Source organism: Microbacterium sp. 22242, assembly GCF_052045495.1.
In the GTDB taxonomy this organism is placed as follows: Bacteria; Actinomycetota; Actinomycetes; order Actinomycetales; family Microbacteriaceae; genus Microbacterium.
This window is the reverse complement of the sequence record NZ_JBQEOZ010000002.1, coordinates 80415-92675: the sequence shown is the minus strand read 5'-3', so window position 1 is coordinate 92675 and position 12261 is coordinate 80415. Positions and strand designations below refer to the sequence as shown.

Below are 12261 nucleotides of genomic sequence, written 5' to 3'. Positions count from 1 at the left end.
CGACGCCTTTTTCCGGAAGGATGATCGTCATGGCGCAGACCTGGCTGGTGGTCGGGCTCGGCAACCCCGGGCCGAAGTACGCGGCGACGCGGCACAACGTCGGGCAGCTGGTCGTCGACGAGCTCGCGGCCCGGCGCGGGGAGACGTTCCGCGAGCACAAGGGCGGAGCGCGGGTGGTGGAGACCTGGCTGCGCCCCGGCGGCGACAAGATCGTGCTCGCCAAGCCGAACAGCTACATGAACGTGTCGGGCACCCCGGTCGCCGCCCTGGTGCGGTTCTACTCGGTGGATCCGGCGCACCTGATCGTCGTGCACGACGAGCTGGACATCCCGTTCGACACGATCAAGCTCAAGGTGGGCGGCGGCCATGGCGGGCACAACGGGATCCGCGACATCGCGCGCGCCCTCACCACGCCGGACTTCCCTCGCGTGCGCGTGGGGATCGGGCGTCCTCCGGGGCGCCAGGATCCCGCGGACTGGGTGCTGTCGCCGTTCGGATCCGCGGAGCGTCAGAACCTGCCGATCCTCACCTCCGACGCGGCGGACGCGGTGGAGCAGCTGATCGGCGAGGGGCTGCTGGCGGCACAGCAGAAGCACCACGCGCCGCGGGACGCCTGATCCGCTCCGGACGGGATCGGTGCGCCGACGGGGTCAGTGCGCCGCCGAGCCCAGCCCGACTCCGAGGATCAGAGTCAGGTAGCAGGCCAGGAAGAAGACCACAGGGCCGACCGCGGCGACGATCAGCGCCGCGATGCCCGGGCCGCGTCCGCGGCGCTTCGCGATCGCGACGACGCCCTGCACGAGCGCCCAGAGGCCGAGCGCTGTCGCCGTCCACGCGGTGATCTCCCACCACAGGACGATCTGGCGCACGGGTGTGAGCACGGAGAGGTCGCTGGCCGCGATCCGATCCACGAGCGTCGTCAGCTCTGCGCCCGAGCTCACGCCGAAGCCGATCTGCCAGGACAGGACCGCCGCGACGATCGTGAGCGCGACCGTCGCGACCAGGGCCAGGAGCAGGGCGAAGCGGCCGAGAGCGGGCGTTCCCGCCGGCCGTGCGCTGGGTGGATGCGGCGCTGGGTAGCCGCCGGCGGGCCCGACGAAGGCACCGGGCGGCGGCTGGTAGACGGGAGCGGCGGCGGGTGGAGCGACCGGCGCACCGGGGGCGGCGGGGGCCGCCGCCTGTGGAGCGGCCGGCGGCACGAACGGGCCCTGCGGCGGCGGGGGGAACGCGGGGCGCGGTTGCTGGTGCGGATCGCTCACGTGCTCATCCTAGGGACGTCACACCCGCCAGTCGCGCGACGGCGCCGAGCGGGATCGGCAGCCAGCGCGGACGGTTGCGGGCCTCGTAGACCGTCTCGTAGACGGCCTTGTCCAGTTCCAGCGCGTCGAGCAGCGGTCCGGCGGTCGCCGTCTTGGCGGACTCGTCGTAACCGGCGAGGAAGGCGGCCCGCGCGGCCCGCGACCAGGCGTCCGTCCGCGCCGGCGAGAGGTCGGGATCGGCGAGCCGCAGCGATCCGGCGACGTAGTCGAACGAGCGCAGCATCCCGGCGATGTCCCGCGTCGGCAGATCCGGCTCCCGCCGCTCCGTCATCGGGCGCAGCGGCTCGCCCTCGAAGTCCAGCAGCACCCAGCCGCGTCCCGGCACCAGGATGACCTGTCCGAGGTGGTAGTCGCCGTGGACCCGTTGCAGGTCGGGCCAGTCGCTTCCGGAGGCGCGCTCGTACACGGCCCGGATCGCGGGGACCTGGTCGGCGAGCTCCGGCACCTCGGACACCGCCACGGCGAGCCGCTCGCCCCATCGGCGGATCATGGTGCTCCGTGCGCTCTCGTCGACGGCGCGGGTGGGGAACGCCTCGGCGAGCGTCGTGTGCACGCCTGCGGTCGCGGCGCCGAGCGCGCGCGCCCGGTCGGTGAAGTCCTCGTCCGCGGCGGCGGCCGCCAGAGCCACCCGCCAGGCGTCCTCGACGTCGGGGAGGAACTCCTGGGCGAAGACGAGCGACCCGCTCGCGATCCGATCGGCGGCAGGGGCGGGCCATTCGCCTTCGACGCTCCCGACCGCCCGTGCGACGAAGGGCGAACCGGCCTCGGCGAGCGCGGTCGCCAGCTCGATGTCCGGGTTCAGGCCGGCGTCCACGCGACGGAAGATCTTGGCGATGATCGGCGCTCCGTCTCCCTCGGGACGGAACACCACCGACGTGTTGGACTGCTCGCCCGAGAGCACCTCCGCGGCGTAGTCGCTCCCGATCGGCGGGCGCGACGCCGAGGGCCTGCCCCAGGCACGGGCTCCCTCGCCGAGCGATGCTCCGCCGGAGCTGAGCAGGGCGAGCAGGGCGCGCGTGAAGACCGCGTCGTGCGCCCCGTCCACGAGCGTGACGCCGGGCTCGGGGCTGCCGATCACCGCGGGGGCGGAGAGGTCGACCGTCTCCGTGGCACGGGCCACCGTGGGCACCTGGTAGGTGATCGGCGGGGCGGACGCGTCGTCGGTGACGAGATGGATGCGCACCTGTGCGCCGACGGCGGGGAGCTCCCAGGAATGCACGGCTCGCAGCCGTGGCACGTTCCCCTTCGCCGAGTACCAGCGCTGCCGTGGCATCCAGGCGGCGAGGCATGCCAGAGTGCTGTCCATACCGTGAGAGTAGGGGAGCGCCGCGGGTCTGCGCGGCCGGGGACCCCGGATGACCTCTGCGTGTCGCGAAGCGACCGTGTGACGCACTCCTTCGAGGTCCCTGCGGACGGCGACGTCCGCAGGCACGGACCGATGTCGGCGGCGGCGCATAGACTCGTCCGGTGACTGTGCAGGGGATCATCCGCGCCTTGGAAGAGGAGGCGTCCGGATTCCGGGACGCCCTGAGCTGGGCGCAGACGGACGCCGACCTGCTCGCGAGCGCAGGCATGGACGCGCCGACCCTGGTCGGCCTCCTCGAGCGCCGGTCCGCGGCGGGGAAGCCCGCGGCGATGCTCGTGGTCGCGCCGACCGGGCGCCGCGCCGAATCGCTCGCCGCCGCCCTGGATTCGTACCTGCCGGGCGCCGAGATCCTCTCCTTCCCCGCCTGGGAGACGCTGCCGCACGAGCGGCTCAGCCCCAGCCCGGACACGGTCGGCCGCCGGCTCGAGGTGCTGCGCCGGATGACCGTCTGGAGCGGCGAGCGCCCCCTCGTCGTCGTCGCCTCGGTGCGCGCGGCGCTGCAGCCCGTCGCGGCCGGGCTCGGCCGCGTCGAGCCGCTGGAGCTCACCGCGGGCGGGCGGGGCTACGACCTGGACGCGGTGGCCGCCTCGCTCGTGGAGCGCGCCTACTCGCGCGTCGACATGGTGTCGCGGCGCGGCGAGTTCGCCGTGCGCGGCGGCATCCTGGACGTGTTCCCGCCGACTGCCGAGCACCCCTCCCGCGTCGAGTTCTTCGGCGACGAGGTGGACCAGATCCGGCTCTTCTCGGTCGCGGATCAGCGCTCCCTTCCCAGCGAGATGACGACGGTCGTGCTGCCGGCCAGCCGCGAGCTGCTGCTGACCCCGGAGGTGCGCGAGCGCGCCGCTGCTCTCGTCGACGCGTTCCCGGGCATCGCCGGGATGCTGCAGAAGATGGCGGAGGGGATCCCGGTCGAGGGCATGGAGTCGCTCCTGCCCGTGGTCGCCGGCCCGGTGGTGCCGCTGACCGACTATCTGCCCGCCGGCGCTTCGGTGGCGCTGGTCGATCCGGAGCGCAGCGGAGCCCGCGCCGCGAGCCTCGGCGAGACGAACCGGGAGTTCCTCGAGGCGGCGTGGAGCGCGGCGACCGCCGGCGCCTCCGCCCCGATCGACCTGCAGACCGGCGACTTCCTGTCGATCGCCGAACTGCGCGAGGCGGTGCACGGCCACGACGGCGTGTGGTGGCGGCTGAGCGCCTTCGACGCCGGCCCCGACGACGCCGCGTTCGACCCTTCGGCAGGCTCAGGCAACGGCGCCGACGGCGTCTCCGCGACTCCGATCCCGTCGTTCCACGGCAACGTGGACGGCGCGATCGAGTTCACCGCGGCCCGCGTCGCCGACGGCTGGCGGGTCGTGCTGGTGGCCTCCGGCCCCGGGCTCGTGGATCGGGCCCGCGACGTGCTGGCCGATCGCGGCGTCGCCGCGCGCGTCGTCGACGGGCTGCCGGACATCCCCGACCCGGGGGTCGCGACGCTCGTCACGGGCGCGCTCGAGGCCGGGTTCCAGGTCGCGGACGCCAGGATCGCCGTGCTCACCGAGAACGAGTTCTACGGGCGCACGATCGGCGGCGACAGCCGGGTCGTGAAGAAGCTGGCCTCGCGGCGCAAGAACGTCGTCGATCCGATGCAGCTGCGATCCGGCGACTACGTCGTGCACCAGACGCACGGCATCGCCAAGTTCGTGGAGATGACCCAGCGCGAGGTGTCCAGCGGAGGCCGGAACCCGGTCAAGACCACGCGCGACTACCTCGTCCTGGAGTACGCCCCGTCCAAGCGCGGCTACCCCGGCGACAAGCTGTACGTGCCCACCGACCAGCTCGACCTGCTCTCGAAGTACGTGGGCGGCGAGGCGCCGACGCTGTCGAAGATGGGGGGCAGCGACTGGGCCGCGGCGAAGGGCAAGGCGCGCAAGGCGGTGCGCGACATCGCCGTCGAGCTCGTGAAGCTGTACTCGGCGCGGATGGCAGCCAAGGGCCACGCCTTCGGCCCCGACACCCCCTGGCAGCGCGAGCTGGAGGAGGCGTTCCCCTTCGCGGAGACCCCCGACCAGCTGCAGACGATCGATGAGATCAAGGCCGACATGGAGCGGCCGATCCCGATGGACCGGCTGCTCTCCGGCGATGTCGGCTTCGGCAAGACCGAGGTCGCCGTGCGCGCCGCGTTCAAGGCCATCCAGGAGGGCAAGCAGGTCGCGATGCTCGTGCCGACGACCCTGCTCGTCAAGCAGCACCTCGAGACGTTCAGCGAGCGCTTCGCGGGCTTCCCGGTGAAGGTGCGCCCGCTGTCCCGCTTCCAGAGCGACAAGGAGGCGCGGCTCACGCGCGAGGGACTGCTGGACGGATCCGTCGACATGGTGATCGGGACGCACCGGATCCTCACCGACCAGGTCCTGTTCAAGGATCTGGGCCTCATGATCATCGACGAGGAGCAGCGCTTCGGCGTGGAGCACAAGGATGCGCTGAAGAAGCTGAAGACCAACGTCGACATCCTCGCGATGAGCGCGACCCCGATCCCGCGCACCCTGGAGATGGCGGTCACCGGGATCCGTGAGATGTCGACCCTGCAGACCCCGCCGGAGGACCGGCACCCGATCCTGTCGTTCGTGGGGCCGAAGAGCGACAAGCAGGTCGCCGCGGCGATCAAGCGCGAGATCCTGCGCGAGGGCCAGGTGTTCTACGTGCACAACCGCGTGCAGTCGATCCAGCGGGTCGCCGCGCAGCTGGCCGAGCTCGTGCCCGAGGCGCGGATCGCGGTCGCGCACGGGCAGATGGGGGAGCACCAGCTGGAGCAGGTCGTCGACGACTTCTGGGAGCGCAAGTTCGACGTCCTCGTGTGCACCACGATCATCGAGACCGGTCTGGACATCTCGAACGCGAACACGATCATCATCGACCGTGCGGACCGCTACGGCCTGTCCCAGCTGCATCAGCTGCGCGGGCGGGTCGGCCGCGGCCGTGAGCGCGCCTACGCCTACTTCCTCTACGACGAGATGAAGCCGCTCTCGGAGACGGCCGCGGACCGCCTGCAGACGATCGCGGTGAACAACGACCTCGGATCGGGCATGCAGGTGGCGCTCAAGGATCTCGAGCTGCGCGGCGCGGGCAACCTGCTCGGCGCCGAGCAGGCCGGGCACATCGCGGGCGTCGGCTTCGACCTGTACCTGCGCATGATCGGCGAGGCCGTGGCGGACTTCCGCGGCGAGGAGACCGAGACGGGCGCGGAGCTGCGGCTCGAGCTGCCGGTCGACGCGCGGATCCCCGACTTCTACATCGACAGCGAACGGCTGCGGCTGGAGGCCTATCAGAAGCTGTCCAGTGCGGCGACCGCGACCGCGGCGGACGACGCGATCGATCTGGTCGTCGAGGAGCTCACAGACCGCTACGGGGCCCCGCCGCCGGAGGTCGAAGGCCTCGTCGCCGTGGCCAGGCTGCGACGCCGCGCCGCGCGTGCGGGCCTCACCGACGTCGTCGCGATGGGCTCGAATCTGCGCATCGCACCCGCCCGGTTCGAGGACTCCATGAAGGTGCGCCTGCAGCGGCTCTACCCGCAGGCGAAGCTGCTCGGCGGCTCCGAGGCGCTCGTCGTGCCGATGCCGCCGGCCGACCGCGCTGATCCGCTGGAGTGGACCGCCCAGCTGCTCACCGCGCTGTTCCCCGAGCCCGCGCCGGCGGCCGTCGAGGCCTCCACGGCGGGAGCCGCGCGGTGAGCGGCGCCGAGCCGCGCTGGCGCTGGCTCTCCACACGCCAGTTGCATCGCGGACGGGTCATGCTCGACGCCGACGAGGTCGAACTGCCCGGAGGCGCCGTGGTGGCCTACGAGGTGGACCGCAGCGTGCCGTACGCGGTCGCCACGCTCGTGCTGCTCGGCGGCGACGTGCTGCTGAGCCGGCAGTACCGCTATCCGATCGACCGCTGGATCCTGGACCTCCCTGGCGGGGGCGGCACGCTGTCGGAGACGCCGGAGGCGGCCGCCCGGCGCGAGCTCGAGGAGGAGCTCGGGCTGGTCGCGCACGAGCTGATCCCGCTGCACACGTTCGCATCCGACCCGGGTCGCAACGTCTGGTCGACGCACCTGTTCTTCGCCACGGGCGTGCGCCGCGGTCACGCGCTGCTGGACGACCCCGCCGAACAGGTCCGCCTCGCCCGCATGCCGCTCGCTGAGCTGGACCGGCTCATCGCCGAGGGCGAGATCCTGGACCCGTCGCTGCTCATCGCCCGAACCATGGCGGCCGCGAAGGGCCTGCTCCCGCCGCTCGGGCCCTGACAGAGGGCTCGTCAGCCGACCGGTGCGATCTTCGTGCTAGTGCAGTTGACGCCCACAGTCAACCGTCTGGCGCGATCTCGGCCGGGTGCGCGATGCTCGGGGCATGTGGACGCTCCTGATCATCCTGCTCATCGTCTGGCTCGTGCTCGCGGTCCTGGGCTTCGTCCTGAAGGGCCTGGTCTGGCTCGCGGTCCTCGGCATCGTGCTGTTCCTCGCCACGCTCGTCATCGGCCTGGTCCGCGGAAGCCGCAGCCGCAAAGGCTGAGCCATCCGGGCAGCCGCAGCCGAACGGGCAGAGAGGCCCCGGCTGCCCGGATCGCTTGCCGATCCCCGGCGCACGACTACGCTCTGTCACATGATCTACGAGCACCTCGGGGCTCGGCCCCGCATCCACGACACCGCGGTCGTGGCGCCCTCGGCCGTGATCTCCGGCGACGTCACGATCGGACCGAACTGCCAGGTGCTGCACGGCGCGGTGATCACGGCGGAGGGCGGTCCGATCACCTTCGGCGAGCACGTCATCGTGATGGAGAACGCGCTGATCCGGGCGACCGCGGCGAACCCGGTGCACATCGGCGACCACGTGCTCGTGGGGCCGATGGCGAGCGTCTCGGGCGCCACGATCGCCGACGAGGTCTTCCTCGCCACCGGGACGCGGATCTTCAACGGCGCGCGCATCGGAGAGCGCAGCGAGGTGCGGATCAACGCCGTCGTGCACCTGCGCACCGCGCTGCCCGCGGAGAGCGTCGTGCCGATCGGCTGGGTCGCGGTCGGCGACCCGGTGCAGATCCTCTCGCCCGAGCAGCACGAGCAGATCTGGACGGCGCAGCGCGAGCTGGACTTCCCCGGCTACGTGTTCGGGGTCGACCGCTCCACGCCGGATCTGATGGTGCAGCTCACCGAGCGCTACGCGCGCTCGCTCGCCCGGCACAGCGACGACCACGCGCTCTGAGGCGACGACCGTCTGCGGCGTGGCCGCCGCGCCTGTCAGCAGTGGCTTCCGCCGTATATCCGCACCAGCCCGTGGGTATCCGACCGTGATCGCATCGTAGACCTTCGGATTTCGTCGTTCGCGCCCTCGGGGGCATAATGGACCGTTGCTGTGCCGGAGCCCCCGATCCGCGCGAGAACCGACCGTTCCCGAAGGAGAGAACCATGGGCACCAAGATCCAGCCGCTCGCGCAGGGCGGAGGCGCGCTGAAGAGGAACCTGGGGCTGTGGGCCATCGTCGGCCTCGGCCTGGGGTACATGACCCCGACCATCGTCTTCGACACCTTCGGCATCGTGTCACAGCAGACGAACAACGTCGTGCCGCTGGCCTACGTGCTCGCGCTCGTGGTGATGATGTTCACGGCGGTGAGCTACGGAAAGATCGCCGGCGCCATCCCGAGCGCCGGATCCGCCTACACGTACGTCCGCGAGTCGATCCACCCGAACCTGGGCTTCATGGTCGGCTGGACGTCGCTGATCGACTACATCCTGCTGCCGATGGTGAACTGCCTCATCATCCGCAACTACCTCGAGCAGCTGATCCCCGGCATCTGGCCGGGCGTCTGGGTGATCCTGTACTGCATCTTCGCCACGTCCGTGATCTACCTGACCATGCGCGGCACCTCCAACCTGAACATGATCCTGATCACGTTCGCGATCATCGTGATCGTCGCCTTCGTGGCGCTGGTCTGGACGCAGCTCGCGCGCGGTGAAGGCGCCGGCACCGTCCTCTCGGTGCAGCCGTTCCTGCACGGCGGCGTCGAGTTCGGCGCGGTGCTCGCCGGAGCGACCGTCGTGTGCTTCTCGTTCATCGGCTTCGACGCGGTCACCATGTACGCGGAGGAGGCGAAGCACCCGAGCATCATGCCGAAGGCGATCCTGTGGACCGTGATCCTCGGCGGCGTGATCTTCCTGATCTCGAGCTACTTCACCCAGCTGCGCTTCCCGGACTGGCACCAGTTCGACGACGCGTCGCTCACCGACAGCTCGCTGACCCAGATCGGCGACGTGGTCGGCGGACGGGTGTTCCAGATCGTGCTGACCTCGGCCGGCTTCGCCGCGACCCTGGCCTCGGGTCTCGCCTCGCACGCCTCGGTCGCGCGCATGCTGCTCGTGATGGGCCGCAACAACGTGCTGCCCAGGAAGACCTTCGGCTACATCAACCCGAAGACGCACACCCCGACGTTCAACATCGTGCTGGTCGGCGCGATCTGCCTGTTCGCGATGTCGTTCAGCCTGGATCTGATCGCCTCGTTCATCAACTTCGGCGCGCTGATCGCGTTCACGTTCGTGAACATCTCCGTGATCGCCTGGTTCGCGGTGCGCAAGGGATTGCGCAGGACGCCGCGCGACATCGTCCGCTACATCGTGATGCCGCTCATCGGCATGGGGCTCACCGGACTGCTCTGGGTGAACCTGAGCGCCGACGCCCTCATCGGCGGGACGGTGTGGACCGTGATCGGCATCGTCTACCTGCTCGTGATCACCAGGGGGTTCCGCCGCAAGGTCGCCTCCTTCGACGAGAACGAGGCCGTGACCGGCTACAACAAGGTGCCGGAGGAGCTGGCGGAACTCGACGACCTCGACGAGCTCCGGGAGCCCGCCGGGGATCGCTGAGCCCCCGCGGGGCCCTCTCGCGCCGAGAACCCGCCCTCGCAGGTGAGAGGGCGGGTTCTCGCATGAGCCGCTTGGGCGGACGGCCGGGCCGGCTCAGCCCGTGTTCTGCAGGCCGGCCGCGACGCCGCTGACGGAGAGCAGCAGCAGGCGCTGCAGATCCGGGTCCGGCGCCGGCGCTGCGGCGTCGTCGCGGAGGGCGCGGAGTGCGCGCAGCTGCAGCAGCGACAGCGCGTCGACGTACGGGCTGCGCATCGCGACGGCGCGCTGCAGGATCGGCTTGTTCTGCAGCAGGCGCTCGCCGCCGGTGATCCGGATCACCCAGTCGCGGGTGAGGTCGAGCTCGTCCAGCACCAGGGCGGCGAGGTCGTCGCGGTCGCCGAGCGCCAGGTAGCGCCGGGCGATGCGCGGGTCCGTCTTGGCCAGGCTCATCGCGACGTTGTCGACCATGGTGCGCAGCAGCGGCCACTCCTGGTACGCCGTGCGCAGCAGCTCCTCGTCGCCCACGGCCTCCAGCGCGGTGCCGAGACCGAACCAGCCGGCCAGGTTGATCCTCGCCTGCGTCCATGCGAACACCCACGGGATCGCGCGGAGGTCCTCGAGCGACTCCACGGAGAGGCCGCGGCGGGCAGGGCGGGAGCCGAGCGCGAGCAGCCCGATCTCCTCCATCGGCGTGACCCGGGCGAACCAGGGCGCGAAGCCGTCGGCCTTGACCAGCGAGAAGAAGCGGTCGCGGGAGGCGCGGTCCATGACCGCGGCGACCTCGGCGAAACGCGCGGCGGCCGCGCTGTTGCGCTGCTCGACGCCGGGGGAGGAGGCCAGCAGCGTGGCGGCCGTCACCTGGTCGATGTGCCGCATCGCGATCGCCGGCTCCCCGTAGCGGGCGAAGATGACCTCGCCCTGCTCGGTGAGCTTGAACCGGCCGTCGACGGAGTGCGGCGGCTGCGCGAGCACGGCGGAGTTCGCCGGCCCGCCGCCGCGGCCGAGCGCGCCGCCGCGGCCGTGGAACAGGGTGAGCTCGATGCCCTCGCGCTGCGCCCACGCCGCGATCTCGGCCTGCGCCTCGTACAGCGCCAGGTTCGCGGCGACCGGCCCGACGTCCTTGGACGAGTCGGAGTAGCCGAGCATGACCTCGAGGCGCCGTCCGGTCTCGGCCAGGCGTGCGACGAAGGCGGGGTGCTCGACGATCTCGGCGAGGATCCGCGGGGCGGCCTGCAGATCGGCGAAGGTCTCGAACAGCGGCACCACGTCGAGCACGGGCACGTCGTCGCCGCACGCGTACCGGGCGAGCCGGTGCACGTTCGCCAGATCCTGAGCGGACCGGGTGAACGAGACGACGTAGCGGCCCGCGGCGCGGGGGCCGTAGGTGCGCTGGATGTCCCGCACGGTGCGGAAGACCGCGAGCACCTCCTCGGTCTCGGCGCTCGCACCGGTGCCGTCCCCGGCGGCGTCCAGCTCGGCCAGGGCCTTGGCGTGGACCTGGGAGTGCTGCCGCACCTCGAGCTCGGCGAGGTGGAATCCGTAGGTCTCGACCTGCCAGATGAGGTGCTGCACGCCGCCGAACGCGTGCCGGCGGGCACCGGCCGCCTCGAGCGAGGCCTGCACGGTGCGCAGATCGGCGAGCAGCTGCTCGGGATCCGTGTAGCCGCCGTCGTCGCCGCGGCGGGTCGCGGCGACGCGATGGGCGAGCAGCAGCACCACCCGGCGGTGCGGCTCCGAGGGGGAGCGGGTCGCCGCTTCGTCCGCCGCGTCCGGGTAGGCCCTGCTCAGCGCATCCCAGAGGGTCAGGAGCCCCGGCGAAGGCGGCGTGCTCTCCGCGTCGAGCGTGAGGGCGCGTCCGATCCGCTCCAGGGCCCGCTCGAGGCCGCGGAGCACGTGCTCGGCCGCGATCGTCGCCGCCTCGCGGGTCACGGCCGCGGTCACGAACGGGTTGCCGTCGCGGTCGCCGCCGACCCAGGATCCGATCCGCACGAACGCGGGGACGATGGGCGCCGAGGATCCCGACTCGTCGCCGCGCAGGGCGTCGTCGATCCGGCGGTACACGTGCGGGACCGTGGTGAACAGCGTCTCGTCGAACACGCTCATGACCGTGCGGACCTCGTCGGTCGGCGCGGGCTTCTGCGCACGCAGCGGCGCCGTGCGCCACAGCGTGTCGACCTCTTCGAGCATGCGGCGGCGGGCGCGGTGCGCGTCGGCGCCGCCGGGCGTCGCGGCGTCGTGCTCGGTGAGCAGCTCGGCGAGCCGGCGGATGCTGGACGAGACCGCGCGGCGGCGGGCTTCGGTCGGGTGCGCGGTGAACACGGGGTGGAAGCGCAGCGCGCCCAGGCGGCGGCGCGCCTCCTCCTCGCCGACCTCGGCGGTCAGCTGGGCGAAGGCACCGGCGACCGTGTCCGCGGCGCGGGCGGGATCCGGGTTCTCCGGACGCTCGCGCAGCACGCGCACGCGCTGGTGCTCCTCGGCCAGGTTGACCAGGTGGAAGTACGCGGTGAACGCGCGGGCGACTTCGTCGGCGCGCTGCACCGTGAACTCCTCGGCGATGCGCGTGGCGCGCTCGAACGCCTCGGACGATTCGTCGGTGTAGGCCTCGATCGTGGCCTGGCGCAGGCGCTCGACGTCATCGAACAGCTCGTCGCCGCCGGATTCGCGCAGCACCTGGCCCAGCAGCGCGCCGAGCATGCGCACGTCCGCGCGCATCTCGTCGGGCAGCTCGCGTC

General features: G+C 71.9%; 9 protein-coding genes. 6 read left to right on the top strand and 3 right to left on the bottom strand.

The window, feature by feature from the left end:
- Positions 1 to 29: 29 nt before the first annotated feature.
- On the top strand, positions 30 to 617 hold the full coding sequence (gene pth, locus ACTJJZ_RS02150; RefSeq protein WP_440719517.1) for an aminoacyl-tRNA hydrolase: 588 nt from the start codon (positions 30 to 32) through the stop codon (positions 615 to 617).
- A 33-nt stretch (positions 618 to 650) separates the two neighbouring features.
- On the opposite strand, the gene ACTJJZ_RS02145 is transcribed toward pth, so the two are convergent.
- Positions 651 to 1259, bottom strand: a complete 609-nt coding sequence (locus ACTJJZ_RS02145; protein ID WP_440719516.1) for a hypothetical protein — start codon at positions 1257 to 1259, stop codon at positions 651 to 653.
- A 4-nt stretch (positions 1260 to 1263) separates the two neighbouring features.
- Positions 1264 to 2625 (bottom strand): maltokinase N-terminal cap-like domain-containing protein, encoded by a 1362-nt coding sequence (locus tag ACTJJZ_RS02140; RefSeq protein WP_440719515.1) that lies wholly within the window; start codon positions 2623 to 2625, stop codon positions 1264 to 1266.
- Between the two features lie 161 nt (positions 2626 to 2786).
- Between ACTJJZ_RS02140 and mfd the strand changes: the two genes are divergently transcribed.
- The 5 genes from mfd (at position 2787) to ACTJJZ_RS02115 (ending at position 9550) form a co-directional block, all read left to right on the top strand.
- A complete protein-coding gene (gene mfd / locus ACTJJZ_RS02135) occupies positions 2787 to 6386 on the top strand; it encodes a transcription-repair coupling factor (RefSeq protein ID WP_440719514.1) in 3600 nt (1199 codons plus the stop codon).
- Entirely contained in the window at positions 6383 to 6943 is a 561-nt protein-coding gene (locus ACTJJZ_RS02130; RefSeq protein WP_440719513.1) for an NUDIX domain-containing protein, read from the top strand. Before mfd ends, ACTJJZ_RS02130 begins: the two co-directional genes overlap by 4 nt.
- 103 nt (positions 6944 to 7046) lie before the next feature.
- The gene (locus ACTJJZ_RS02125; RefSeq protein WP_440719512.1) at positions 7047 to 7208 is read left to right on the top strand and encodes a hypothetical protein; all 162 of its coding nucleotides are present in this window, start codon (positions 7047 to 7049) and stop codon (positions 7206 to 7208) included.
- A 90-nt stretch (positions 7209 to 7298) separates the two neighbouring features.
- Complete coding sequence (locus ACTJJZ_RS02120) at positions 7299 to 7895, top strand: gamma carbonic anhydrase family protein (protein WP_440719511.1); 597 nt, start codon at positions 7299 to 7301, stop codon at positions 7893 to 7895.
- A gap of 203 nt (positions 7896 to 8098) precedes the next feature.
- On the top strand, positions 8099 to 9550 hold the full coding sequence (locus ACTJJZ_RS02115) for an APC family permease (protein WP_440719510.1): 1452 nt from the start codon (positions 8099 to 8101) through the stop codon (positions 9548 to 9550).
- Between the two features lie 93 nt (positions 9551 to 9643).
- Here ACTJJZ_RS02115 and ACTJJZ_RS02110 read toward each other — a convergent pair whose 3' ends face one another.
- Positions 9644 to 12241, bottom strand: coding sequence for a phosphoenolpyruvate carboxylase (locus ACTJJZ_RS02110; RefSeq protein WP_440719763.1), 2598 nt, complete (start codon positions 12239 to 12241; stop codon positions 9644 to 9646).
- Positions 12242 to 12261: the final 20 nt, after the last annotated feature.